The sequence below is a fragment of the Cellulomonas sp. EB106-03-03-XG116 genome (genome assembly GCF_058792015.1).
In genome coordinates this window covers 1-25,192 of the sequence record NZ_JBYTEP010000010.1, presented here as the reverse complement: position 1 = coordinate 25,192, position 25,192 = coordinate 1, and the positions used below count along the sequence as shown (strand labels likewise).

Genomic DNA, 25,192 nt, shown 5'->3' with positions numbered 1-25,192 from the left:
CCAACGCCGTGAGGGTCAGCGCGAGCGCCATCCCCGATGCCCACCGTGCACGTGCTGACCGCTTGATCACGAGACCCCCTGTGACTGCGCTGTGACGCGCCGAGCGTGGCACTGCGGGTGAGGCCGGAGTGCGGGAACGGCTGACGGTTCACCCATTCGGCACCGGATCGGGCGGTGCGGACGCGGGGCGGGGCACAGCGGACGAGCCCCCTCCCGCGGCTCGCGGGAGGGGGCTCATGCGTGCCGCGCGGCTCAGGCCATCGTCGCCACGTCGATGACGAACCGGTACCGCACGTCCGAGCGCAGCACGCGCTCGTAGGCGTCGTTCACCGCGTCGGCGGCGATCAGCTCGGTCTCGGGCGCGATGCCGTGCTCGGCGCAGAAGTCGAGCATCTCCTGGGTCTCGGCGATGCTGCCGATGCTCGACCCGGCGAACGAGCGGCGGTTGCCGAACAGCGTGAACACCTGGACGGGCAGCGGCTCGCCGGGCGCGCCGACGTTCACCAGGGTGCCGTCGAGCCGGAGCAGCGACAGGTAGGCGCCCAGGTCGACGACCGCGGACACGGTGTTGACGATGAGGTCGAAGGTGTTCGCGAGCTCGGCGAACGTGGCCGGGTCCTCGGTCGCGTAGTAGTGGTCCGCGCCGAGCTCGAGGCCGTCGGCCTTCTTGCTCAGGGTCCGGGACAGCACGGTGACCTCGGCGCCCATGGCGTGCGCGAGCTTGACGGCCATGTGCCCGAGGCCGCCCATGCCGACGACCGCGACCTTCTTGCCCGGGCCGGCGCCCCAGTGGGCGAGCGGGGAGTACGTGGTCACGCCGGCGCACAGCAGCGGCGCGGCCTTGTCGAACGGGATGGCCTCCGGCACGCGGAGCACGAAGTCCTCGTCGACGACCACGTGGGTCGAGTACCCGCCCTGCGTGATGGTGCCGTCGCGGTCGACCGACGCGTAGGTCTGGGTGTTGCCCTCGAGGCAGTACTGCTCGAGGCCGGCGCGGCAGTTCTCGCACTCCCGGCAGGAGTTCACCATGCAGCCCACGCCGACCCGGTCGCCGACGGCGTGCCGGGTCACCTCGGCGCCGACCTCGGCGACCACGCCGACGATCTCGTGCTCGACGACCTGCGGGTAGGTGATGGGGCCCCAGTCGCCCCGGACGGTGTGGATGTCGGAGTGGCAGACGCCGGCGTACCGGATCTCGATCAGCACGTCCTTCGGCCCCACGTCGCGGCGCTCGATCGTCACGGGGACGAGCGGCTCGGTCGCGGAGGGGGCGGCGTAGGCGTTGACGGTGAGCACAGGACTCCCAGGGGTGCGCGGGACGGTGGGTCGACGCCGGCGGGGTCGTCGTCGACGGCCGGTCGTCCGCACAGTCAACCCCGCCGCGGCCGATCGTGCGAGGTCCTGCCAGTGCCTCCCTGGCGGCCGGCCGCCCGGCGCCGTGGGAGCATGCCCGCATGGCCGGCTACCTGACGAGGCGTGCGCACCGGGCACGCCTCGTGCGCGACGTGCTCCGCGCGCGGATCGTCGGCGGCGCGTTCCACGAGACCGGGCTGCCCCCGGAGGACCGCATCGCGGCCGAGTTCGCGGTCGGGCGGAACGTGGTGCGCGAGGCGCTGGCCATGCTGGTGGCCGAGGGGCTGATCCGCCGCGACCAGGGGATCGGCACCCGCGCCCGCACGGAGGTGCTGGTGCACGAGCTCAACCACCTGCGGGCCATCGCCGAGGAGGGCACCGACCCGGCGGCCGCCCGGGTGTTCTACCGCCACCTGGCGTGGGAGACGGTGCCCGCGTCGCCGGCCGTCGCGACCGAGCTCGGCCTGACGCCGGGCGCCGACGTGGTGCTGTGGGAGCGGCTGACCCAGACGCCGGAGCCGATCGTCCTGTGGTCGTCGTACCTCCCGGCCGACCTGGGCCTGACCCGGCCCGCGGACGTCACCCCGACCGAGGGCGGTGGGACGTTCGCCTACCTCGAGCAGCACGGGGTGCAGATCGGCGTCGCGCAGGTCCGCACCGGGGCGACGACGGCCGACCCGGCGGTCGCCGAGGCGCTCGACGTCGCGGCGGGCGCGCCGGTGATGGTGCAGCACCGGCGGGTCCTCGGCCCCGAGGGCCGGGTGATCGAGGTCGCGACGGGGTACTACCGGCACGACCGGATCTTCCTGCTCAACGACTACGGGCGCGCCGGCTCGAGCACGGGGCTCGCCTCGGTGGAGTCGGCGCGCCGGCTCGACGTGGACGACATCCCGGCGGCGCCGAGGCCGAGCGCGGCGACCACCACCACGAGCATCGGCGCGGTCCAGCCGCCGGAGACGGCGTGGACGGTCCCGAGCAGCACCGGGCCGCAGGCGCCCACCGCGTAGCCGCCGCCCTGCACCAGGGCCGCCGCGCGACGGGCCTCGGCGGGGGACCGGGCCCAGCGGTTCACGCCGGTGAGCACCAGGGTGAAGGTGGCGCCCTGCGCCGCCCCGGCGGCGAGGGCCCACAGCCACCAGGCGCCGGGCGCCAGCAGCATCCCGAGCGGGAACGTCAGCCACAGGGCGGTGGTCGCGGCGAACCCGGTGGTGATCCGGCCGGTGCGCAGGACGGGCGCCATGAGCAACGGCCCGAGGGCGCCGGTCAGCTGGAACACGGCGGCGCTGCTCCCGGCCAGGACGAGCCCCAGGCCCATGAGGTCGTCGAGCTGGGTGGGCAGCCAGGCCGTGATGCCGTAGTACGACAGCGTCTGCCCGGCGAACGCCACCGCCAGGAGCACCGGGACGAGGTGCCGCCACGGTCGGCGGCCGCCGTCGGACGGCCCGCCGCCCGGGACCCCCGCCCGTCCGCCCGTCCCCGCGACGGCCGACCCGGAGCGCGCCGTGGCCACGGCGCCGACGACGCACGTGAGCAGCCAGGGCGCCGTCACGGCCACCCGCCAGCCGACCGCGGACGCCAACGGCGCCGTCACGACCGTGGCGACGAGCGACGCCAGATTCATCCCGACCGTGTAGCGCGTGGTCAGGCGCTCGGCGTGCCGCCGGTCGCCGGCGCTCGCGAGGACGGGGAGCACGACGTTGGCGACCGTGATCGCCGCGCCGAGCAGCACCGTGCCGAGGACCGCCCCCGCCGGGCCGGCGGACACCCGCAGCACGAGGGCCGCGGCGATGCCGCCGAGCGAGGCCAGCGTCGCCGCGCGGGTGCCCAGCCGCCCGACGACCCAGCCGGCCGGCGCCGCGAGCAGGCCGAAGCAGAGCACCGGGACCGTGACCAGCAGGGCCGCGACGGCGGCGCTCACCCCGAGGTCGTCCTGGGCGACCGCGAGGACGGGGGCGGGCGCGACCACGGGCGCGCGCAGGACGAGCGACAGCAGCAGGACCGTGGCGCCGCCGCCGGTGCGCCCGGCGGCCGGGCTCATGCCGCGCGCCGGGCGGGCCGCGCGCGGTGGTGCCCGGTCCGGTGCTGCACGTCGGCGACGAGGTGCAGCAGGGCGCGGTCCGACCAGGCCGGGCCCACCAGCTGCGCGCCGATCGGCAGCCCGAGGCGGTCCAGCCCGCACGGGAAGGACACGGCCGGCGCGCCGGTGAGGCTGGCGAGGGCGGTGTACCGCATGTTCGCCACGAGGACGTCCTGGGTGCGGCCGGCGAGCTCGATGTCGCGCTCGCCGAGGCGCGGGGCGGTGAACGGCAGGGTCGGGACCAGCAGGACGTCGACCTGCTCCCAGGTCCGGGCGAGCGCGTCGCGGGCGAGGGTGCGCAGGCGCTGCGCCTGCAGGTACTCGACCGCGGTGAACCGGGCACCCGCCTCGAGCAGCACCCGGACGTCGGTGCCGAGCCGCTCGGGGTGGGCGCGCAGCGCGGCCGCGTGCACCGCGGACGCCTCGGCGGCGTTCAGCACCACGAGGGCGTCGACCAGCTCCTCGAGGTGCGGGAGCGCGACGTCGACCGGCCGCGCGCCCCACCGGGCCGCGTCGTCGAGCAGCCCGGCGACCGCGGCGGCGACGTCCGGCTGCACGCCGTCCAGCGTGAAGCCGTCCACGACGCCCACCCGCAGCCCGGCCCAGGGGTCGGCGCGGTGCAGGAGGTGGCGCAGCGTGTCCGGCCGGGACACGCAGCCGTCGTCGCTGCCGTCCGGGCCGGCCGTGGCGTCCAGCACCAGCCGGCACTCCGCGGCGGACCGGCCGATCGGGCCGACCGTGTCGAGCGTCCAGGCGAGCGGGACGACGCCGGTGGTCGGCACGCGGCCGAGCGAGGGGCGCAGGCCGGTCAGGTTCGTGACCGAGGCGGGCAGGCGGATCGACCCGCCCGTGTCGGTGCCGATGCCGACGGGCACCACGCCCGCGGCGACCGCCGCCGCGGTGCCCCCGCTCGACCCGGCGGGGATCCGCCCGGGGTCGAACGGGTTGCGGCACGTGCCCAGGTGCGGGTTGTCCGTGGTGCCGCCCCAGGCGAGCTCGTGCATGTTGGTCCGGCCGATCACCACCGCCCCTGCGTGCCGGAGCCGGGCCGTCACGGTCGCGTCGACCGCCGCCGGCTCGTCCAGGAGCAGGAGGGAGGCGGCCCGGTTCGGGACACCCGACTCGGCGACGTTGTCCTTGAGCACGACGGGGATGCCGGCCAGCGGGCCCAGCGGGGCGCCGGCCGCGCGCTGGTCGTCCAGCTCGCGGGCGGCGCGCCGGGCGCTCGCGGGGTGCAGCGAGGCGAACGCGGCGAGGTCGCCGACCGCCTCGGCCGCCGTCAGCGCCGCCTCGACCAGGTCCCGGCTCGTCACCTCGCCGGCGGCCAGCGCGCGCTGGGCGAGCGCGACGTCGCCCAGCAGCTCGGCCGTCACCGGGCGTCCCGGTCGCGCAGCGCGGTGAACAGCGCGGCCGGCGCCGCGTCGCTCGCCTCGGCGATCGCGCACACCCGCGCCGCGCCCTCGCGCCAGCCGGCGGGCATCTGGTCCTCGTCCACGTCGTCCCTCACCTCTCCTCGGACCGGACGCCGCGCCGGGCCGCCGCTGCGGACCGGCGCGGCGTGCGCGTCACTCGCCGTCGGCCTCGGCCCTGGCCTGCTCGGCCAGCTCCGTGTCCACGTTGTTCTCGTAGGACGTCGCCTCGCTCGGGTACTCCGCGACGTTCCCGGTCATCGCCGCGATCTCGAGGTTCCGGTCCCACGCGTCCTGGCTCACCAGCACGTCCTTCGGGTAGCCGAGGGCGTCGATCTCGCGCTCGACGGCCGTGGCGACGATCTCCGGGTCGACGTCCGGGAAGTACGCCTGGGCGGTGGCGATCGCGGCCTCCGGGTCGGCGTAGATCGCGTCGGACGCCTTCTGGAACGCGGTCACCACGCCCTGCGCGGCCTCGGGGTTGGCCTCGATCCAGGACGGCAGGCCGGTGAGGCTGGAGAACGCGAACGGGTACCAGCTCGGGTCGGCGGAGAACGAGTACACGACGTGCAGCCCGTTCTCGACCTCGCCCTGGGTGATCTGCGGCTCGACCGCCAGGGCGTAGTCCGCCTGCCCGCTGGAGACGGCCGCGAGCTCGTTGCCGATCGCGACGTTGACCAGCTCGACGTCCTGCAGGTCGTTCTCCTCGATCAGGTGCGTCATGAACGCCCACGTCGTGTCGGGCTCGGGGCTGACCACGACCTTCTTGCCCTCGAGGACCGACAGGTCGCTCTGCACGTCCGCGTCGTCCGCGCCGATGATGAACACCGTGGGCGCGTCCTGGATGCCGGCGACGACGACGCCCTCGCCGCCCGACTCGTGGGTCTTGGGCACGAACACCGGGTCCTGGATGGAGAACTCGGCGGAGCCGCCGAGCACCGCGGACCAGGACTGCGTCCCGCCGCCGCCGGTGCTGATCTCGACGTCGATGCCCTCCTCCTCGAAGAACCCCTGGTCCTCGGCCACGTACAGCGGCAGGTACAGCAGGGACTGGAAGGCCTGGTTGATGCGGACGGTCGTCAGGCCCTCGCTCGAGGTGGCGGCGGGCGCGGCCTGCGAGGCGCCGGCGCACGCCGACAGGGCGAGCGACGCGGCGGCGGCGAGCGCGAGGGCCCCGAGGGGGCGGCGGGAGGTCGTCACTTGGTGGTCCTTTCCCAGGAGAGCAGAGCGCGCTCCAGCAGGTTCATTCCGAAGGTGAGGACGAGCACGATCGCCATGACGACGACCAGGCCGGCGAGCACGAGGCTCACGGTGAAGTTGGACGAGCCGAGCAGGATCATGTGACCCACCCCGGCGTTCGAGGAGATGTACTCCCCGACGATGGCGCCGACGACGGCGAAGCCGACGTTGAGCTTGAGGCCGGAGACGATCCACGGCAGGGCCCCGGGGGCGACGACCTTGGTGAAGATCTGCCCGGTCGAGGCGCCGAACGACCGCATGAGGTCGATCTGGTCCGGGTCGGCGCGCTGCGCCCCCCGGTACGAGGACGTCAGGGAGACGACCACGCAGGAGAAGCCGACGATCATGATCTTGGACATCAGCCCGGTGCCGAACCAGATGATGGTCATCGGGGCGATCGCCAGGACCGGGATCGCGCCGATCGCGGCGATGAACGGCGCCGTGTAGTCCGCGACGAACCGCGAGTACCAGAGCGCCAGGCCGAGGACCGAGCCGCCCACCGCGCCGACGAGGAACCCGAGGGCGACCTCCGTGACCGTGGTGCGGACGTCCACCACCAGGTCGCCGGAGGCGGCCCGCCGGGACAGCGCCGCCAGCACCTGCGACGGGCTGGAGAACAGGAACGTGTTCACCGTGCCGGCCCGCGCGCCCAGCTCCCACGCGCCCAGCAGGACGACGACCGTCGCCACCTGCAGGACGACGAGCAGGGTGCGCCGGGACCCGAGCCGCCGGCGCGACCGGGCCGGAGCCGCGGGGGTGGCCCGCACGGGGGCCGTGGTCTCGATCGCGGTCGCCATCAGGCCGCCCTCCCCGCGTCGACCGGGCGGGTGCCGATCGAGCGCCAGATCCGCTCGTAGTACTCGTTGAACCGGGGCGCCAGGCGGCGCTCCTCGATGCGCAGGCTGTCGGTGCCCAGGTCGACGCGGATCTCCTCGACGACCTGGCCGGGGTGCGCCTTGAGCACGTACACCCGGTCGGAGAGCGTCACCGCCTCCTCGATGTCGTGCGTGACGAACACGACCGCCTTGCCCGACCGGCGCACGGTCGCGAGCAGCTCGCTCTCGAGCTCGATCTTCAGCGGGTAGTCGAGCGCCTTGTACGCCTCGTCCATCAGGACGACCTCGGGGTCCATGACCATCGTCCGCATGAGCGCGGCGCGCTGGCGCATGCCGCCGGAGATCTGCGACGGCAGCCGGTCCTCGTAGCCCGTGAGGTTGTAGACCTCGAACAGCTCGGCCGCGCGCTCGCGGGCCTCCCGCCTCGGGACCCGGCGGACCTCGAGGCCGAGCACGACGTTCTGCAGGATGGTCCGCCACGGCAGCAGCAGGTCCTTCTGCAGGACGTACCCGATCTCCGGGGTCGCGGTGCCGGTGGTCTGCCGGCCCTTCACCCACACCTCGCCGTAGGTGGGCTGCAGCAGCCCGGTCATGATGTTGAACAGCGTGCTCTTGCCGCAGCCCGACGGCCCGACGAAGGACACGAGCTCCCCGGGGTCGGCGTGGAAGTCGATGCCCCGCAGGACCTCGATCTCGCCGCCGGGGACGTCGTAGTGCTTGCCGATGCCGCGGGCCTCGATCGCGTGCGTCATGCCGCCTGCCCTCCTTCCGGGCGCCGGACCTCGGCCGGCGCCAGCTCGCGGTGGTCCTTGAGGAACGAGTAGCCGAGGTAGCCGACCGTGCGGGCGTGCACGGTCTCGGCGCGGTCGACCGTCGCGAACGCGACGCCCTCGGTCGCACCCGCGTCGGCGCGGACGACGCCGTCCGGCCCGACGACGCGGCTGCCGCCCGGGTAGGTGAAGTCGCCGAGCGTGCCGACGAGGTTCGCCCCGACGAACCAGGTCTGGTTCTCCAGGGCCCGCACCCGGGAGAACAAGTCGAACGCGCCGACCATGCGGTCGTCGGCCACCGGGGCGGCCGGGTCGGCCACGCCCCACGCGGTCGGGAGCACCAGCAGGTCCGCGCCGGACAGGGCCAGGCTGCGGGTCGACTCCGGGAAGCACAGGTCGTAGCAGATGAGCATCCCGATCCGCCCGAGCGGCGTCTCGAGCACGGTGAAGCCGTCGCCCGGGTGGTAGAGGTGCTTCTCGTCGCCGGGCTGGTGCACCTTGCGGTAGGAGCCGACGACCCCGTCGGGCCCGAGCAGCACCGCCGTGTTGTAGAGGACCTCGGCGCGGAGCTCGTCGCGCTCGGTCATGCCGAACACCACGTGCACGCCGTGCCGGGCGGCCGCGTCGGCCAGCGCCCGCACGCTCGGGCCCGTGGCGACCGGCTCCGCGTGCTCGACCTGGTACGCCACGTGCGCCAGGTCGTAGTCGGTCAGGCTCGGCAGGTAGCCCTGCAGGCACTGCTCCGGGAACACCACCAGGTCCGCGCCCTGCTCCGCGCACGACGCGACGGTCGCCAGCATCGAGGCGAGGTTCGCCGCCTTGTCGTGCACCGCGCGCATCGCCACCGCCGCGACCGTGATCCGCTGCACCCGTCCACCTCCTCGTCCGCCCCGCCGGCCTGGTGCCGGCGCCGGGGATGCCGAGAAAGTTAGGGAGCGGTCGGTAACGGGCGCGGTCCCGGGAGGTAACCAGGCAGTTACGCCACCTGGCCGCCGCCGCGCGCCCGCGTCGCACCAGGGCGGGGGCGGCGGGGGAGGCGGGGATCCGCCAGTGCGCGTCCGGGGCGGATCCCGCGATGCGAGACGGCGCGGGGGCGCGAGCGCGTGCCGGCGCGCGCGGGCCGTCGGGTCGACGGGGGGCCGGCGGGGGGCCGGCCGGGGCCGGCCGGGGTGTCAGCCGCGGCCGGGGACGCCACGAGGGGCGCCTCCCTGACGGGAGACGCCCCTCGCATGCGCACTGACCGGGAGCAGCCGATCAGACGTCGTAGTAGAGCTCGAACTCGTGCGGGTGCGGGCGCAGCCGGATCGGGTCGATCTCCGCGGACCGCTTGTAGTCGATCCAGGTCTGGATCAGGTCCGGGGTGAACACGTTGCCGGCGGTCAGCCAGTCGTGGTCGGCCTCGAGGTTGTCGAGCACCTCGCCGAGCGAGCCCGGGACCTGCTGGATGAGCGCGTGCTCCTCCGGGGGCAGCTCGTACAGGTCCTTGTCGACCGGCTCCGGCGGCTCGATCCGGTTCTGGATGCCGTCGAGGCCGGCCATGAGCATGGCCGCGAAGCACAGGTACGGGTTCGACGACGGGTCCGGCACGCGGAACTCGATGCGCTTGGCCTTCGGGTTCGAGCCGGTGACCGGGATGCGGATGCACGCGGAGCGGTTGCGGGCCGAGTAGACCAGGTTGACCGGGGCCTCGAAGCCCGGGACCAGGCGGTGGTAGGAGTTCACCGTCGGGTTGGTGAACGCCAGCAGCGACGGCGCGTGCTTGAGCAGGCCGCCGATGTACCAGCGGGCGATGTCGGACAGGCCGCCGTAGCCCTTCTCGTCGAAGAACAGCGGCTTGCCGTCCTTCCACAGCGACTGGTGCACGTGCATGCCCGAGCCGTTGTCGCCGAACAGCGGCTTCGGCATGAACGTCGCGGTGCGGCCGTCGGCGTGCGCGACGTTCTTCACGACGTACTTGAACAGCTGCACCTTGTCGGCCGACTTGGCGAGCGTGTCGAAGCGGTAGTTGATCTCCGCCTGGCCGGCGGTGCCGACCTCGTGGTGCGCCCGCTCGACCTCGAGGCCGAGCGCGTCCAGCTGGAGCGAGATCTTGTCGCGCAGGTCGGCGAAGTGGTCGACCGGCGGGACGGGGAAGTAGCCACCCTTGTAGGGGGTCTTGTGGCCGAGGTTGCCACCCTCCTCGACGCGGCCCGTGTTCCAGGCGGCCTCGATGGAGTCGATCGAGTAGAACGACGCGTTCTGCTTCGTCTCGAAGCGGACGTCGTCGAAGATGTAGAACTCGGCCTCGGGGGCGAAGAACGCCGTGTCCGCGATGCCGGTCGAGCGCAGGTACGCCTCGGCCTTGGCGGCGACCTGGCGCGGGTCGCGGCTGTAGGGCTCGTCGGTGTACGGGTCGACGATGTGGAAGTTCAGCACGAGCGTCTTCTCCGTGCGGAACGGGTCGACGAAGGCCGTCGTCACGTCCGGGAGGAGCTTCATGTCGGACTCGTTGATCGCCTGGAAGCCGCGGATCGACGACCCGTCGAACATCTGGCCCTCGACGAAGAAGTTCTCGTCCACGGACGCGGCCGGCACGTTGAAGTGCTGCATCACGCCGGGCAGGTCGCAGAACCGGACGTCGACGAACTTGACGTCCTCGTTCTTGATGAAGGCCAGGACTTCCTCTGGCGTGCTGAACATCCGCTGCTCCTCGGGTTGACGTGCCCTCACCGGGCTCCGACGAGGCTAGGGGCGCCCGATTTCCCTCCGGTGTACCGATTGTTTCGCCTGTGTTACGTGACCCCGGATCCGTGTTGCGGGCAGGTGACGTGAGGAGGTCGGGGCGCGCGCGACGGGCGGTTACCGTTGACGCATGGTCGATCGCGAGGACGTCGGTTCGTGGCTCGAGGGGCCGCCCGTGGGGGACGGCGGCGCGCCGAGCGGCAGCCGGCTGGGCCTGCCCGCCACGGGGAGCGGGTCGCTCGCGCCGCTGGGCCGGCGGCTGATCGCGCTGCTGATCGACTGGTTCGCCTGCCTCGCGATCGCGAACGTGTTCCTGCCCGCCGACGCGCAGCAGCTCGGGACGCTGGCCGTGTTCGCCGTCGAGAACGTGCTGCTGGTCGGCACCGTCGGCGGCACGCTCGGGCACCGGCTGCTGGGGATCCGGGTGCGCCGGGTCCGGCCGCCGGCTCTGGTGGGCCGCCCGGACGCGCCGCCGGCCGACCCCGGCCCGGACGCGCCGCCGAACCTGCTGCTGGCGCTCGTCCGCACGGTGCTGCTCTGCCTGGTGATCCCCGCCGTGGTGTGGGACGCCGACGGCCGCGGGCTGCACGACCGCTCCGCGGGCACGGCGATCGTCCGCCGCTGACCATCTGACGGAGCTCAGCCGCGCAACCCCCTCCCGGGCCCGCACCCCTCGCCGAGCGGGCAGTAGATGTCCCCTCCGCGCGCTCGGTAGCGACATCGACTGCCCACTCGGCGGAGGGCTCGCCGCGGGAAGCAGGACGCGCCCGCGCCCCCTCCAGGGGTGCGGGCGCGTCTGCGTGTGCGGGAGGGGCGGCGGCTCAGCGGCCGCGCATGCCCTTGCGGTCCGGGCGGACGCGCATCGGGTCGACGCCCTTCGGCACCGGCATCTTGACCGCGCCGAGCGCCTGCAGGCGCTTGACGACCTCGCCGACCTCGGCCTTCGTCAGCTGCGGCTTGAGGCGCTGCACCTTGCGGGCGAGCTGCGGCAGCGGGACCTGGCCCTCGTCGCGGCCGACCTCGATCAGCGTGATCGGCACGCCCTGGAGGACGCGGGCGGTGCGCTTGCGCTCGGACTCGAGCAGCTTGCCGATGCGGTTGGCCGGCCCCTCGCCGATCAGGACGATGCCCGGGCGGCCGACGCCGCGGTAGACGAGGTCCTGGGTGCGCGGCGCGACGGCGACCGGCTCCTGCGCGAACGTCCAGCCGCGGCGGATGGTGCCGAGCGCGGACAGCGCGGCGCCGGGCTGGCCCTCGATGCGGGCGTACGCGGCGCGCTCGGCGCGGCGGGTCAGCGTGAACATGGCGCCGAGCAGCGCGAACGGGATGCTCAGCAGCAGCGTGTACCACCACGTGAAGAACAGCAGGCCCAGGATCAGGCCCACGGCGACGATGCCGAAGAACACCCCGAGGATCAGCCAGGTCACCGCCGGGTCCTGCTGGCGGGTCATCTGGTACGCCTGCCAGACCTGGTGGTACCACCGGGTCTTCTTCACCTTCGCGGGCTTCGCGGCCGCGCCGGCGGTCGGGTTCTTCTCACGGGCCATGACCCGGGAGTCTACCGGCGCGCGGGGCGTCGCCGTCGCCCGGCTGCGGCGCCCTCCGCGAGCCCGTGCGGCACGCCGGGACCGAGGTCCCTGGCGGCCGCCGCCGCGCGCGGGTGACGCTGGGACGACGGGCGCGGCGCCGGTGCCGGCCCCGGGACGCGGGGGAGGCGACCATGCGGGTCCTGGTGACGGTGGCGTCGCGGCACGGCAGCACGCGCGAGATCGGCGTCGAGGTGGCGGAGGTGCTCCGGGCGGCGGGCCACGACGTGGTGGAGGCCGACCCGGACGAGGTCGAGGCGGTCGACGGGTACGACGCCGTCGTGCTCGGCTCGGCGGTCTACGTGGGGCGGCTCGCGGCGGCGCTCCGGGAGCTCGTCGACCGGCAGGGCGCGCAGCTCGCCGCCCGGCCGACGTGGCTGTTCTGGTCCGGACGGGTGGGGGAGCCGCCGCTGCCCGCCGCCGAGCCCGACGACGTGCGGGTCGTGGCCCGGCGGGTGGCGGCGCGGGACGTCGCGGCGTTCGGCGGCCGGCTGCAGCGCGACGAGCTCGGGCTCGCGGAGCGCGCGCTGGTCGCGATGATCGAGGCCGAGGCGGGCGACTTCCGCGACTTCGACGAGGTGGACGCCTGGGCGGCGCGGGTCGCGGGCGAGCTGCGGCGGATGGAGCGCGGGGGCCGGGTGGCGCGGGGCTGACCCGCCGCCGCACGCCGGCCCGGTCGCCGCCGCGCGACGACGCCCCGTCAGCGGCGCGCGACCAGCAGCAGCAGCCCGCGCAGCTGCTCCACCTGCTCGGGCGTCAGCCCCTCGGTGACCATCGCCTCGGCCGCGACCGGGTCCGACGCCGCGAGCACCGCCGCGCGCCCGGCGTCGGTCGCGGAGATCTGGTGCTTGCGCCGGTCGGTGGCGTGCGCCGTCCGGGTGACGTAGCCCGACCGCTCGAGCCGGGCGAGCACGCGGCTCATCGTCTGCTCGGTGACGTCGCACAGCGCCGCGAGCTCCGCCTGGGTGCGCGGCCCGCGCAGGAGGATGACCAGCACCGGCTGGCTCGCGTGGTTGAGGTCCCAGGACGCCAGGTGCGCGTTCCAGTCCCGCTCGACCCGGCGCGCGGCGGCGGACAGCAGCCGGCCCACCGGCCAGCCGCTCGGCTCCGGCGCGGCCATCGCCTGCCACCGCGGGTGCTCCTGCGGCCCTCCGGCGTCGCGCTCCACTCGTCCCTCTCCTCCTGCTGGGCAGTTGCCCCGGCCTCATGTTGCCGGAACGCGGAGCATCCCGCATAGTGCTCAGCATGCTGAGGAACGGGGCGCGGGGGATCGGGCGGGGACTGGCCGTGCTGGCGGTCGCCGTGGGGTGGCTGGCGGTGGGCTCGCTCGGGGGCATGGCCCAGGGGCAGCTCTCGCAGGTGCAGACGAACGACGCGGCGGCGTTCCTGCCGTCGTCGGCGGAGTCGACGCGCGCCGCGGAGGCGTCGGCGGCGTTCACGGAGTCCGAGGCGCTGCCGGTGCTGGTGGTGTTCGAGGCCGAGGGCGGCGGCGCGCTGGACCCGGCCGCGATCGAGGCGGTGCAGCCCGTCGTCGCAGCGCTGCCGGACGTGCCGATGCCCGGCGCCGACCCGGCCGCGGGCGACCCGGCCACGCTCGGTGACGTGCTCACGGCCGACCCGGTCGTCGTGCCCTCGGAGGACGGCGAGGCGCTGCTGGTCCCGCTGTCCCTCGACGCCGCGCAGGCGGACGCCTCGCTGGCCGACGACGAGAGCGTGGTCGGCGCGACGGTCCAGGCGGTCCGCGACACGCTCGCCGACGAGCTGGGCGCGACCGCCGACTCGTCCGGGGAGTCCGGGCTGCGCGCCTGGGTCACCGGGCCGGGCGGGTTCGTCGCGGACCTCACGAACGCGTTCGGCGGGATCGACGGCGTGCTGCTGCTCGTCGCGCTGGGCGCGGTCCTGGTGATCCTCGTCCTGGTGTACCGGTCGCCGTTCCTGCCCCTCGCGGTGATCCTCACCGCGGTGTTCGCGCTGTGCGCCGCCGCGCTCGCCGTCTACCACCTGGCCGACGCCGGGGTGCTGACGCTGAACGGCCAGGCCCAGGGCATCCTGTCGATCCTGGTCGTCGGCGCGTCCGTCGACTACGCGCTGCTGATCGTCGCCCGGTACCGGGAGGAGCTGCGCTCCGTCGAGGCGCCGACCGCCGCGATGCGCCGCGCGCTGCGTCGGAGCCTGGAGCCGATCACCGCCAGCGCGGGCACGGTCGTCGCCGGCCTGCTCTGCCTGCTGCTGTCCGACCTCGCGTCGAACCGGTCGCTCGGGCCGGTCGGGGCCCTCGGCATCGCGGCCGCCTACCTGGCGGCGTTCACCCTGCTCCCGCTGCTGCTGCTGATCGCCGGGCGCCGGTCCCGGGCGCTGTTCTGGCCGCGGGTGCCGCGGGTCGCCGAGCCGGGCGCGCACGCCGTGGGCCCCGCGCACGACGAGCCGGCCACCGTCGGGGCGGGGGCGCCCGTCGTCCCGGGGCACGACCACCACGGCGCGCACGCGCCCGCCGGCCACCCCGCGCCCGCCCAGGGCCTGTGGGGCCGGCTGGCCCGCGGCGTCGGCCGCCGCGACCGCCTGGTGTGGGTGCTGACCACCGTGATCCTGCTCGGCTGCGCGGCCTTCCTCCCCACCTTCAAGGCTTCGGGCACGAGCCAGGCCGACGTGTTCCTCACCGACGTCGACGCGGTCGCGGGGGAGCAGGTGCTCGCGGACCACTTCCCGGCCGGCACCGTGCAGCCCGCCACCGTGATCGTCGCCCAGGACGAGTCCGACGCCGTGGTCGAGGCGGCGCTGGCCGTCGACGGCGTGGTGTCGGCGACCCCGTACACCGGGGCGACGACGGGCGCGCCGACGGGGACGGGCGCCCCCGGTGCGGACGAGGCCGCGGAGCCGGTCGTCGTCGACGGGGACGTGCGGGTCGACGTCGCCACCGAGGCCGCCGCCGACACCACGGAGGGCGTCGCGACGGTCGAGCGGCTGCGGGACGCCGTGCACGAGGTCGCGCCCGACGCCCTGGTGGGCGGGGCCGCCGCCGAGACGCTGGACGCGCAGGACGCCGGCACCCGGGACCTGCGGGTGATCGTGCCGGTGGTGCTGGTCGTGATCCTGCTCATCCTCATGGTGCTGCTGCGCTCGGTCGTCGCCGCCGTGCTGCTGATGCTCGCCAACGTGCTGTCGTTCGCGGCGGCCCTGGGCGTCGCGGCGCTCGTGTTCGAGCACGTGCTCGACTTCCCGGGCGCCGACCCGGCCGTCCCGCTCTACGCGTTCACCTTCCTGGTGGCGCTCGGGGTCGACTACTCGATCTTCCTCATGACCCGGGTCCGGGAGGAGAGCGCCCGCCTCGGCACCCGGGAGGGCGTGCTCCGTGGGCTCGCGGTCACCGGCGGGGTGATCACGTCGGCGGGCGTGGTGCTCGCGGTGACGTTCGCGGCACTGGGCGTGATCCCGCTGCTGTTCCTCGCGCAGCTGGCGTTCATCGTGGCGTTCGGCGTGCTGCTCGACACGCTCGTGGTCCGCAGCCTGCTCGTCCCGGCCCTGGTGCACGACGTCGGCCGGCGCACGTGGTGGCCGAGCCGGCTCGCCCGCGAGGAGGAGGGCGCGCACCGGGCCTAGGGTGGCGGCCATGACGGACGCGCTGCGGGTGGGACTGGTCGGCTACGGCTCGGCGGGGCGGGGCATCCACGCCCGGCTGCTCCGCGAGGTCGGGGCCGAGGTGGCCCGGGTCGTGACCCGGAACCCCGCGCGCGCGACCGCGGCCGGCCGGGACTGGCCCGGCGTCGCCGTCGACCCCGACGTGCCGTCGCTGCTCGCGCACGCGGCCGAGCTGGACGTGGTCGTGGTCGCCAGCCCGACCGGTGACCACGTCGAGCACGTCTCGCAGGCGCTCGCCGCGGGGGCGTGGGTCGTCGTCGACAAGCCGCTGGCGACCACCGCCGACGAGGCCGCCGCCCTGGCCCGGCTCGGCGCGGAGGCCGGCGGGCGGCTGACGGTGTTCCAGAACCGGCGGTGGGACCCCGAGCAGCTGACGCTGCGCCGCCTGCTCGAGGCCGGGGAGCTCGGCACGGTGCACCGGTTCGAGCGCCGCTGGGAGCGCTGGCGCCCGGTACCCCAGGACCGGTGGAAGGAGAACGACACCCGCGCGGGCGGCCTGCTGCTCGACCTCGGGGCGCACCTGGTCGACTCCGCGGTCCAGCTGTTCGGGCCGGTCGCGCGGGTGCACGCCGAGCTCCGCAGCCTCACCACCCCCGCCGAGGACGACGTGTTCCTCGCGCTCACGCACGCCCCGCGGCCGGACGGGTCCGCGGTCATCAGCCACCTGCAGGCCGGCGGGCTGGTCGGCGCGCCCGGCCCGCGCACCCGGGTGCTCGGCGACCGCGGTGCGTACCTGGTGACGAGCTTCGAGGGCGAGGCGACGCCGTTCTCCGTGCTCGACGAGGGCGACGACGCGCACGAGGGCTGGCTGGTGCACGGGGACGAGCGGGTGCCGGTGCGGCGCGCGGCGGGAGGTCACCCGGACTTCTACCGCGCGGTCGAGGCGTGGGTGCGGGGCACGGGGCCGGTCCCGGTCGACCCGGCCGACGCGGTCGTGACGGCGCGCGTCCTGGACGCGGCGCGCGTCTCGGCGCGGGAGCACCGCGCGGTCCCGCTGGACGCGTAGCGCGCGGGCCGCGGGGTCAGGGGAGGACGTACGCCGCCGCGGCGTCCGGGGTCGGGTGCACGTGCTCGAAGCCGGAGGCCGTGAGCGCCGCCGGGACGACGCGCAGGCTGCCGAGGATCTCCTCCGAGAACTGCCCCAGGGCGACCCGCAGCGCGACGCCCGGCACCGGCAGCACCGCGGGCCGGTGCGCGCGGTGGGCCAGCGCCCGGACGATCGCGAGCTCCGTCGCCGGCTCGGCCGTGAGGTTCACCGGCCCGCTGACCGGCACCTCGAGCAGGTGCAGGATCGCCCGCACCTCGTCCTCGAGGCTGATCCACGACCAGTACTGCCGGCCCGACCCGAGCGGCCCGCCCAGCCCGAGCCGGATCAGCGGCAGCAGCCGCCCGAGCGCCCCGCCCGACGGCGCCAGCACGATGCCGGTGCGCAGGAACGCGACCCGGATACGCGGGTCGGCGACGGCGGGCGCCGCGGCGGCCTCCCACGCGCGGACGACCTCGGCCAGGTAGGACGTGCCGTAGGGCTCCTCCTCGGTCACCCGGGTGTCGCCGCGGTAGCCGTAGGCGCCGGTCGCGGATCCCTGCAGCAGCACGCGCGGCGGCTCCGCCATCCCGGCGACGGTCCGGGCGAGCAGCCCCGTGGTGCTCGTGCGGGACTCGAGCACGACCCGCTTGCGGTCCGGGGTGAGCCGCTTGTCGCCGACGCCCGCGCCCGCCAGGTTCACGACGGCGTCCGCCCCGGCGAGGGCTGCGGGGTCGAGCACGCCGGCCCGCGGGTCCCAGGAGCGCTCGTCGGGGGTCCGCGGGGCGCGGCGGACGAGCCGGCGCACCTCGTGGCCCTCCGCGCGCAGGCGCTCGACCAGCGCCGTCCCGATGAGCCCGCTCGACCCCGCCACCACCACGATCATGCGGCCGACCCTACGTGCGCCGCCCCGGCCCGGCGCGCCGGAGCGCCGCGCGTGGCGCCCTACGCTGGGGCGCCATGGACGCCGAGCACCCGGGCGCCGGGGCGCCACCGCCCCTCGCCGTCGTCGCCGCCGAGGCGGGGGTCTCCGTCCCCACCGTGTCGAAGGTGCTGAACTCGCGCCCCGACGTCGCCGGCGCCACCCGGGAGCGCGTCGCCGCCGTGCTGGCCCGGCACGGCTACGCGGTCCGGCCGTCGGGCAGCCGCCGGACGGGGTTCGTCGACCTCCGGGTGGTCGACCTGGACAGCCCGTGGGCGGAGGCCGTGGTGCGCGGGGCGGCCCGGGCCGCGGCGCGGCTGGGCGCGGACCTGGTGGTGACGGTCGACTCGGACCCGGGCTCCGGGTCGGGCGGCGCGTGGGTCCGGCACGCCCTGCGGCGCGGGACCGACGGGCTGGTGAGCGTCGTCGGCGTCCCCGACGAGGCGGCGCGCGCCGACCTCGCGCGGGCGGGCGTGCCGCTCGTGGTCGTCGACCCGCGCACCCGGCCGGACGCGGAGCTGCTCGCCGTCGCCGCGACCAACTTCCGCGGCGGCCTGGACGCGACGGCGCACCTGGTCGGGCTCGGCCACCGGCGGATCGCGACGATCACCGGACCGCAGGACCAGGACAACGCCGTCGCCCGGCTCGCGGGGTACCGGACCGCGCTGATCCAGGGCGGCCTGGTGGTCGAGGAGGAGCTGGTCCGGGGCGGGGCGTACGGCGTGGACGCGGGGTTCCGGGCCGCCGAGGTGCTGCTCCGCGCGGAGGAACCGCCGACCGCCGTGTTCGCCGCGTCCGACGACACCGCGATCGGCGTGCTGCGCGCAGCCCGGGAGCACGGCGTCCGGGTGCCGGAGGACCTGTCGGTGGTCGGGTTCGACGACCAGCCGGTCGCCGCCTGGCTGGACCCGGCGCTCACGACCGTGCGGCAGCCGCTCGACGAGATGGGCGACGCCGCCGTCGCGCTCGCGCACCGGGCCCGGGAGGGCGGCGGGCGCGGCCACGCGCACCTGGAGCTGGCGACGCGGCTGGTCGTGCGGGCGTCGACGGCCGCGCCGGGGCGGGGCTGAGCGCCCCGCGCGCCCCGCACCCCGCGCGCCGGCGCCGAGTCTCCGAACTCGGACTGCGTCCCGCGGGGTCGCGGGAGTCCAGGTTCGGAGACTCGGCGTCGGTGGACGCGCGTGCGCGGCGTGGCGGGGGCGCGAGCGTCCCCGCGCCCGTGCGGGTCAGGCGGTCAGGCGCCGCCGGAGGAGCAGGCCCGCGCCGCCCGCCAGGGCGCCGAGCGTCGCCAGGACGCCCAGCGCCGCGTGCGCGCCGGTCACCGCGAGCGCGGGCTCCGCGGCCCCGCCGGCCGTGGGCTCGTCGCCGGCCGGGGCCGCGCCGGTGCCCGCCGGGTCCCCGGCCCCGGGCTCGACCACGCCGGCGTCGCCCGGCCCGGCACCCGCGCCGGCCGGGACGGTCAGGGTCACCGCCGCACCGGGCACGGTGATGCCGGCGTCGTTCGTCGTCGACAGCCCGAGCGCGTGCGTGCCGGCACCCGGAGGCGTCGCGACGTCGCACGCCCACGCCCCGTCCGCGTCGACGTCGGCGGTGCACCAGGTGCTGCCGTCCGGGCCGGTGACCGTGAGGTGGGCGCCGGGCTCGCCGGTGCCCACCAGCCGGGTCACGACGTCGACCGTCGACCCCGGCGCCGGCTCCGTGAGCAGGGGCGGCACCGGCTCGGCGGCGGACGAGAACACCTCGGCCGCGAGCACCGGCTTCAGGTTCTGCTCCATGTCGGGCCCGACGACGTAGTCGCGCAGCAGGCCGTCTCGCAGGTAGTTGCCGATCGCGGCGACGATCATCGACTGGTCGAGCGACAGGTAGCGCTCCGCGACGGTCCCGGACCGCACCGCGACGGCGTCGTAGAACCCGCCCGGCCCGTAGGCGTCGAAGTCGGCGGCGATGTTCCTCAGGTTGTCGATCACGCCGCGCGGGTCGTACTCCAGGCCGAGGAAGGCGGCGTGCGGGGTGACGACGCCGTCGCCGAACTCCGGCTCGGGGTTGGTCGCCTCGCGGCAGCCCGCGAAGCCGAGGTCGACGTCGGTCGTGCCGTCCGACAGGTAGCCGTCCGACCGCATGCCCAGCACGTCGACGCCGTACTCCGCGTAGCCGCCGTGCGGGTCGCTGGCGGGGGAGAAGCCCCAGTAGCCGTAGCCGGCCTCGTTCAGCCCGTGCCGCTTCTGCGCCTCGACGACCAGCGGGTGGTTGACGCCCCAGGACCGCGGCGCCCACTCGGACTCGGGCACCAGCATGTCGGGCATCAGCGCCTCGAACATGGAGCCGCCCCACCCCGGCACGAGCGCCAGCTCGTCGTAGTGGTACACGCCCTCGTAGACGGGGACGCCGTCGTAGGTGCGGGTCACGCCGCTGGGGCGCTGCTCCTGCCAGGACCAGTCGCAGGTCGACGGGAACGTGCGGTAGGTGCCCCAGTACGCCTCGGGCGGGATCTCGCCGTCGGCGATGCCCAGGTACAGCGCGATCCGGGTCTCGGAGACGGTCGTGTCGTAGTGGTGGCAGGTGTAGTAGACGGTCTCGCCGCCGGTGTAGTTCCCGGGCACCGAGCAGCCCGAGGGCTCGGAGTCCCAGAACCCGCCCCGGATGAGCCCGACCCCGAGGTCCGCGCGTCCCTCCGGGTTGTAGTACACGCCGAAGTGCATCGAGTCGTAGAGCGCGGTGGCCTCGTCCGCGAGCCGCGGCTCGGCGGACGCGACCACGCGCAGCGCGGCGGCGAGCCAGCCGTTGTCGACCCACGACAGGAAGTGCTCGACCGGGTCGCCGCTGTCCGGCCAGGTGTCCACGCGGTCGCCGGTGGCGGGGTCGTACCAGTTGTAGAACATGCCGGACTCGTCGTGCCGGTCCAGGCGCTCGAGGGTGCCCAGCGTGGTCGCCAGCCGGTCGCGGGCGTCGCGGTGGCTGAGCAGCCCGAGGTCCCGGGCGACGACGGTCGACCACAGGTAGCCGCCGATGTTGGTCGGCGAGGTGTAGGCGCTGGCCGTGCCGGGCTCCAGGGCACCGGGCATGTTGTCGGCGACCAGGCCCGTCCCCGGGTGGGTCATCGCGTCGAGGGAGCGGTAGGTGTCGGCCAGCCAGGTCCGGAGCTGCCGGTTGTCCCGGCCGTGGCCCTGGCCGCCCCCGTGCCCGCCGCCCTGGGCCTCGTCGCCGCCGGTCGGTGCGGGGGTGGCCGCGGCGGCCGCGGGGGCCAGCGCGGCCGCCGAGCCCGCCAGCAGGGCGGCGAGCCCGGCGGCGAGGGCCCGCCGTCGGCGGGGTCGGCGCCCGGGCGGGGGCTCGGGGGAGTCGGGCCGGCGCCGTCCGGTGGCGCGGGGTGCTGCTCGCATCGGGTCACGTCCTCGTGGTCCGGGGCGCCGAAATTTCGACACCCGTTGTCGAAAGAGCGCCAGCACGGTAGTCGGCCTCCGCGGACCGGTCAACGGCAGCGCGCCCCGGGCCCGGACGCACGACGCCCCGGCGACCGCGCGGGTCGCCGGGGCGTCGGGTGCTGCGTCAGGCGGTGCTCAGAGCCCGACCTCGGCCTCGAACGCGCCCTCCTCGATCCGCTGCTTCACGGTCATGAGGTACCGCGAGGCGTCCGCGCCGTCCACCAGGCGGTGGTCGTACGACAGGGCCAGGTAGCACATGGACCGGATCGCGATGACCTCGGCGCCGTCGGCGTCCTTGATCACGACCGGGCGCTTGACGATCGCGCCGGTGCCCAGGATGGCGGAGGTGCCGCCCGGGACGATCGGGGTGTCGAACAGCGCGCCGCCCGAGCCCGTGTTGGTCACCGTGAAGGTCGCGCCGGACAGCTCGTCCGGGGTGACCTTGTTGGCGCGGGTGCGGCCGGCCAGGTCGGCGATCTTCCGGCCGATGCCGGCCAGGTTGAGGTCGCCGGCGTCGCGGATGACCGGGACGACGAGGCCGCGCTCGGTGTCGACCGCGATGCCGATGTTCTCCGTGCCGTGGTAGGTGATCTCCTTGCCCTCGAGCACGCCGTTGATCTTCGGGTGCACCTTGAGCGCCTCGACCGCGGCCTGCACGAAGAACGGCAGGAACGTGAGGTTGACGCCCTCGCGGGCCTTGAAGGAGTCCTTCGCCTGGGCGCGGAGGCGGGCGACGCGGGTGACGTCGACCTCGACCACGGAGGTCAGCTGCGCCTGGCTGTGCAGGGCGTCGACCATGCGCTCGGCGATGACCTGGCGCAGGCGGCTGGCCTTCTCGGTCGTGCCGCGCAGCGGGGACGGCTCGGTCGACCGCGCGGAGGCCGGGGCCGACGGCGCGGACGGGGCGGCGGCGGGGGGCTGCTGGGCGGCGGCGGCCCTGGCGGCCTCCTCCGCCTTCGCGGCGGCCTCGAGGACGTCCTCCTTGCGGATGCGGCCGCCGACGCCGGTGCCGGTCAGGGTCGACGTGTCGACGCCCTTCTCGGCGGCCAGCTTGCGGACCAGCGGCGTGAGGTAGGAGCCCTGCGCCTGGGCCGGAGCGGCCTGCTGCTGGGCCGGGGCAGCGGGAGCGGCCGGCGCGGTCGGGGCCGACTGCGCCGGGGCGGGCACCGGGGCCGGGGTCGGCGCGGGGGCCTGCTCCGGAGCGGCGGCCTGCGGGGCGGCCTCGGTCGCGGCGGGGGCGGCGGCCTGGGCCGCGCCGTCCTGCGACCGACCCGACGCCGCGGGCGCCGAGCCGGAACCGATCACGGCGAGCGGGGCGCCGACCTCGGCGGTCTCGTCCTCGCCGACCAGGATCTGCTGCAGCGTGCCGGCGAACGGCGACGGGACCTCGGTGTCGACCTTGTCGGTCGAGATCTCGAGAAGGGGCTCGTCGACCTCGACCGAGTCGCCGACCTGCTTCAGCCAGCGGGTGACGGTGCCCTCGGTGACGGACTCGCCGAGCGCCGGCAGGGTGACCTGCTGGCCGTCGCCGGAGCCCTGGGCCTCGGCGGCCGGCGCGGGGGCGGGCTGCTCGGTCGCGGGGGAGGCGGACTCGGCCTCGGGGGCCGGGTCGCCGTAGCCCTCGCTCTGCGTGGTGGCGCCGGTCTGCTGCGCCGGGGCCTCCTGCTGCGCGGGGGCCTCCTGCTGCGCGGGGGCGGACTCGGCCGGGGCGGCGTCGCCACCCTGACCCGAGCCGTCGCCGATCACGGCCAGGACGGCGCCGACCTCGGCGGTCTCGTCCTCGGCCACCAGGATCTGCTCGAGCACGCCCGCGAACGGCGAGGGGACCTCGGTGTCGACCTTGTCGGTCGAGATCTCGAGCAGGGGCTCGTCGACCTCGACGCGGTCGCCCACGTTCTTGAGCCAGCGGGTGACGGTGCCCTCGGTGACGGACTCGCCGAGAGCGGGAAGCTGCACGTTGTCGGACATGACCGCTCGTGTCTCCTTCGAAGTTCGTGTGGTCAGTTGTGGGCGTGCAGCGGCTTGCCGGCGAGCGCCAGGTGCGCCTCGCCGAGAGCCTCGTTCTGCGTCGGGTGGGCGTGCACGAGCGCCGCGACGTCCTCGGGGTACGCCTCCCAGTTCACGATGAGCTGGCCCTCGCCGATGAGCTCGCCGACGCGCGCGCCGATCATGTGCACACCGATCACGGGGCCGTCCTTCTGGCGCACGAGCTTGATGAAGCCCTGCGTCGCGAGGATCTGGCTCTTGCCGTTGCCGCCGAGGTTGTACTCCAGGGTCTCGATCGCGTCGGCCCCGTGCACCTCCTTGGCCTTCGCCTCGGTCAGGCCGACGGACGCGACCTCCGGGTCGGAGTAGGTGACGCGCGGGATGCCCGACTCGACGATCGGCTGCGGGTTGAGGCCCGCGATCTCCTCGGCCACGAAGATGCCCTGGGCGAAGCCGCGGTGCGCGAGCTGCAGGCCCGGGACGATGTCGCCGACCGCGTAGATGTTGCCGACGCCGGTGTGCAGGCGCTCGTTCGTGATGACGAAGCCGCGGTCGAGCGTGATGCCCTGCTGCTCGTAGCCCAGGTCGGCGGTGCGCGGACCGCGGCCGACGGCGACCAGCAGGAGGTCGGCGTCGAACGTCTTGCCGTCCTCCAGCGAGACGTGCACGCCGCTGTCGTCCTGGGTCACGCCGGAGAACCGGACGCCCAGGTTGAAGTTGATGCCGCGCTTGCGGAACTGGCGCTCGAACGCCTTGGACAGCGCCTCGTCCTCGTTCGGGACCAGGTGGGGGAGCGCCTCGATGATCGTGACGTCCACGCCGAACGACTTCCACACGCTCGCGAACTCGGAGCCGATGACGCCGCCGCCGAGGATGATCGCGGACTTCGGCACGTAGTCGAGCTTGAGCGCCTGGTCCGAGGTGATGACGCGGCCGGCGATCTCCAGGCCGGGCAGCGACCGGGCGTACGAGCCGGTGCCGAGGATGACGTTCCGGCCGGTGACCCGCTCGCCGTTGACCTCGACCGTGTCCTGCGCGACGAGCGTGCCGTAGCCCTCGAAGACCGTGATCTGGCGGGACTTGATCAGGCCCTGCAGGCCCTTGTAGAGCCGGCCGATGACCGAGTCCTTGTAGGCGTTCACGCCGTTCATGTCGATGCCCGTGAGCTGCGTCTGCACGCCGAAGTGCGCGCCGTCGCGGGCGTTGTCGGCGAGCTCCGCCGCGTGCAGCAGGGCCTTGGTGGGGATGCAGCCGTTGTGCAGGCAGGTGCCGCCGACCTTGTCGCCCTCGATCAGGGCGACGCTGAGGCCGAGCTGGGCACCGCGGAGCGCAGCCGCGTAGCCGCCACTCCCTCCGCCCAGGACGACGATGTCGAAAGCGGATCCGGTCGTGTCGGACACGTGAAGACTCCTCCGGCGCAGACATAGGGGAACGCGGTTGTTCCCGAGCCATCTTGTCATCCCCGCGTAGGCCGGACGACCCAGATGACCGGGGGCCGCGTGTGATTCTGGGAACAGTCATCCCATGTCTCGCCGTTCCGCGGCCGCCCGCGGGCGGTCGGCGGCACGGCGCGCGCCTGCGCGGCACCCGGGTGATTCCCAGCCGGGGTCCAGCATGCGCCGTTACGCTCCCGGCATGGGTCTGTTCTCCCGCCGCCGCCGTCCGGCCCCCGCCGCGCCGGACGCGCCGCCGACCGGACGCGCCGCCCGCGAGGAGACCGTGGGGCACCTCCGTGAGTTCGTGCGCACCCGCGTGGGCGTCGAGGCGTACCTCGAGCCCCAGACGAACGTCACCCAGACGACGCTCATGCTCATCGCGACCGACGGCGAGTGGACGCGCCGCCGCGTGCCGGACGGCCGCGCGGGGTGGGACATCGCGAAGGAGCTCGGGGTGCCGTTCTACGACGTGCAGCGCACCGGCTACCCGCAGCGGATGCGGGACTGGAACTCGCGGCAGCGGATCGAGCGGGAGCGGGCGGCCCGGGAGCGCGCCGCCCGCCGCGCGGCCGACACGCGCTGACCCGCCTGCGGACCGTCCCGCCGACGGAGGACCGTCCCGCCGAGGCAGGAGCGTCCAGCCGAGGTGCGCTCCGCCGAGATAGGACCGCTCCGCCGATATAGGACCGTCCAGCGTCCTACCTCGGCGCGGGGGTCCTATCTCGGCGAGGGGCGAGGCCCGCCCGCCGACGTCGGCGGGCGGGCCTCGCCCCTCGCC

At 75.2% G+C, this 25,192-nt stretch carries 21 protein-coding genes and 1 pseudogene; 7 read left to right on the top strand and 15 right to left on the bottom strand.

The genetic code is table 11. The features are described from left to right. Positions 1 to 252 precede the first annotated feature (252 nt). Positions 253 to 1,296, bottom strand: coding sequence for an NAD(P)-dependent alcohol dehydrogenase (locus AC3WUG_RS06450; protein ID WP_492326912.1), 1,044 nt, complete (start codon positions 1,294 to 1,296; stop codon positions 253 to 255). Positions 1,297 to 1,454: 158 nt separating this feature from the next. Here AC3WUG_RS06450 and AC3WUG_RS06445 point away from each other — a divergent pair. Continuing rightward, positions 1,455 to 2,144 (top strand): annotated as a pseudogene (locus AC3WUG_RS06445) (GntR family transcriptional regulator); the annotation flags it as partial. A gap of 26 nt (positions 2,145 to 2,170) precedes the next feature. Here the strand turns inward: AC3WUG_RS06445 and AC3WUG_RS06440 are convergent. The 8 genes from AC3WUG_RS06440 to glnA form a co-directional block, all read right to left on the bottom strand. Further along, positions 2,171 to 3,391, bottom strand: a complete 1,221-nt coding sequence (locus AC3WUG_RS06440) for an MFS transporter (protein WP_492326911.1) — start codon at positions 3,389 to 3,391, stop codon at positions 2,171 to 2,173. Next, positions 3,388 to 4,803, bottom strand: a complete 1,416-nt coding sequence (locus AC3WUG_RS06435) for an amidase (protein ID WP_492326910.1) — start codon at positions 4,801 to 4,803, stop codon at positions 3,388 to 3,390. The genes AC3WUG_RS06440 and AC3WUG_RS06435 overlap by 4 nt, the downstream gene beginning before the upstream one ends. Beyond that, positions 4,800 to 4,937: a hypothetical protein gene (locus tag AC3WUG_RS06430; RefSeq protein ID WP_492326909.1), complete on the bottom strand. Its 138-nt coding sequence runs from the start codon at positions 4,935 to 4,937 to the stop codon at positions 4,800 to 4,802. Before AC3WUG_RS06430 ends, AC3WUG_RS06435 begins: the two co-directional genes overlap by 4 nt. 58 nt (positions 4,938 to 4,995) lie before the next feature. Next, positions 4,996 to 6,039 carry an ABC transporter substrate-binding protein gene (locus tag AC3WUG_RS06425; protein WP_492326908.1) on the bottom strand — a complete coding sequence of 348 codons (1,044 nt, stop codon included), beginning with the start codon at positions 6,037 to 6,039 and terminating at the stop codon, positions 4,996 to 4,998. Further along, the gene (locus AC3WUG_RS06420; protein WP_492326907.1) at positions 6,036 to 6,875 is read right to left on the bottom strand and encodes an ABC transporter permease; all 840 of its coding nucleotides are present in this window, start codon (positions 6,873 to 6,875) and stop codon (positions 6,036 to 6,038) included. Before AC3WUG_RS06420 ends, AC3WUG_RS06425 begins: the two co-directional genes overlap by 4 nt. Next, the gene (locus AC3WUG_RS06415) at positions 6,875 to 7,666 is read right to left on the bottom strand and encodes an ABC transporter ATP-binding protein (RefSeq protein ID WP_492326906.1); all 792 of its coding nucleotides are present in this window, start codon (positions 7,664 to 7,666) and stop codon (positions 6,875 to 6,877) included. The genes AC3WUG_RS06420 and AC3WUG_RS06415 overlap by 1 nt, the downstream gene beginning before the upstream one ends. Then, complete coding sequence (locus AC3WUG_RS06410) at positions 7,663 to 8,553, bottom strand: carbon-nitrogen hydrolase family protein (RefSeq protein ID WP_492326905.1); 891 nt, start codon at positions 8,551 to 8,553, stop codon at positions 7,663 to 7,665. Before AC3WUG_RS06410 ends, AC3WUG_RS06415 begins: the two co-directional genes overlap by 4 nt. 385 nt (positions 8,554 to 8,938) lie before the next feature. Next, entirely contained in the window at positions 8,939 to 10,363 is a 1,425-nt protein-coding gene (glnA, locus tag AC3WUG_RS06405; protein ID WP_239196887.1) for a type I glutamate--ammonia ligase, read from the bottom strand. A 172-nt stretch (positions 10,364 to 10,535) separates the two neighbouring features. Here glnA and AC3WUG_RS06400 point away from each other — a divergent pair, with 172 nt between their 5' ends. After that, on the top strand, positions 10,536 to 11,030 hold the full coding sequence (locus AC3WUG_RS06400) for an RDD family protein (protein WP_492326904.1): 495 nt from the start codon (positions 10,536 to 10,538) through the stop codon (positions 11,028 to 11,030). Positions 11,031 to 11,226: 196 nt separating this feature from the next. On the opposite strand, the gene AC3WUG_RS06395 is transcribed toward AC3WUG_RS06400, so the two are convergent. After that, the gene (locus AC3WUG_RS06395; protein ID WP_492326903.1) at positions 11,227 to 11,952 is read right to left on the bottom strand and encodes a DUF4191 domain-containing protein; all 726 of its coding nucleotides are present in this window, start codon (positions 11,950 to 11,952) and stop codon (positions 11,227 to 11,229) included. Positions 11,953 to 12,125: 173 nt separating this feature from the next. Between AC3WUG_RS06395 and AC3WUG_RS06390 the strand changes: the two genes are divergently transcribed. After that, positions 12,126 to 12,644, top strand: a complete 519-nt coding sequence (locus AC3WUG_RS06390; protein ID WP_492326902.1) for a flavodoxin domain-containing protein — start codon at positions 12,126 to 12,128, stop codon at positions 12,642 to 12,644. Positions 12,645 to 12,691: 47 nt separating this feature from the next. Here the strand turns inward: AC3WUG_RS06390 and AC3WUG_RS06385 are convergent, their stop codons facing one another. Then, a complete protein-coding gene (locus AC3WUG_RS06385; RefSeq protein WP_431837626.1) occupies positions 12,692 to 13,159 on the bottom strand; it encodes a MarR family winged helix-turn-helix transcriptional regulator in 468 nt (155 codons plus the stop codon). Between the two features lie 77 nt (positions 13,160 to 13,236). On the opposite strand from AC3WUG_RS06385, the gene AC3WUG_RS06380 reads away from it, so the two are divergent. Both AC3WUG_RS06380 and AC3WUG_RS06375 read left to right on the top strand, forming a co-directional pair. After that, positions 13,237 to 15,588, top strand: a complete 2,352-nt coding sequence (locus AC3WUG_RS06380; protein ID WP_492326901.1) for an MMPL family transporter — start codon at positions 13,237 to 13,239, stop codon at positions 15,586 to 15,588. A 10-nt stretch (positions 15,589 to 15,598) separates the two neighbouring features. Continuing rightward, entirely contained in the window at positions 15,599 to 16,633 is a 1,035-nt protein-coding gene (locus tag AC3WUG_RS06375; protein WP_492326900.1) for a Gfo/Idh/MocA family oxidoreductase, read from the top strand. A 16-nt stretch (positions 16,634 to 16,649) separates the two neighbouring features. On the opposite strand, the gene AC3WUG_RS06370 is transcribed toward AC3WUG_RS06375, so the two are convergent. Beyond that, entirely contained in the window at positions 16,650 to 17,537 is an 888-nt protein-coding gene (locus AC3WUG_RS06370) for a TIGR01777 family oxidoreductase (RefSeq protein ID WP_492326899.1), read from the bottom strand. Positions 17,538 to 17,611: 74 nt separating this feature from the next. On the opposite strand from AC3WUG_RS06370, the gene AC3WUG_RS06365 reads away from it, so the two are divergent. Continuing rightward, positions 17,612 to 18,643, top strand: coding sequence for a LacI family DNA-binding transcriptional regulator (locus tag AC3WUG_RS06365; protein ID WP_492326898.1), 1,032 nt, complete (start codon positions 17,612 to 17,614; stop codon positions 18,641 to 18,643). Positions 18,644 to 18,799: 156 nt separating this feature from the next. Here the strand turns inward: AC3WUG_RS06365 and AC3WUG_RS06360 are convergent, their stop codons facing one another. From AC3WUG_RS06360 to lpdA, 3 genes are all read right to left on the bottom strand, one after another. Continuing rightward, positions 18,800 to 20,950, bottom strand: coding sequence for a glucoamylase family protein (locus AC3WUG_RS06360; protein WP_492326897.1), 2,151 nt, complete (start codon positions 20,948 to 20,950; stop codon positions 18,800 to 18,802). A 177-nt stretch (positions 20,951 to 21,127) separates the two neighbouring features. Next, the gene (sucB, locus tag AC3WUG_RS06355) at positions 21,128 to 22,960 is read right to left on the bottom strand and encodes a 2-oxoglutarate dehydrogenase, E2 component, dihydrolipoamide succinyltransferase (RefSeq protein ID WP_492326896.1); all 1,833 of its coding nucleotides are present in this window, start codon (positions 22,958 to 22,960) and stop codon (positions 21,128 to 21,130) included. A gap of 32 nt (positions 22,961 to 22,992) precedes the next feature. Next, positions 22,993 to 24,378 carry a dihydrolipoyl dehydrogenase gene (gene lpdA, locus AC3WUG_RS06350; RefSeq protein WP_492326895.1) on the bottom strand — a complete coding sequence of 462 codons (1,386 nt, stop codon included), beginning with the start codon at positions 24,376 to 24,378 and terminating at the stop codon, positions 22,993 to 22,995. A gap of 235 nt (positions 24,379 to 24,613) precedes the next feature. On the opposite strand from lpdA, the gene AC3WUG_RS06345 reads away from it, so the two are divergent. After that, on the top strand, positions 24,614 to 24,997 hold the full coding sequence (locus tag AC3WUG_RS06345) for an oxidoreductase (RefSeq protein WP_492326894.1): 384 nt from the start codon (positions 24,614 to 24,616) through the stop codon (positions 24,995 to 24,997). The last annotated feature ends 195 nt before the right edge of the window (positions 24,998 to 25,192 follow it).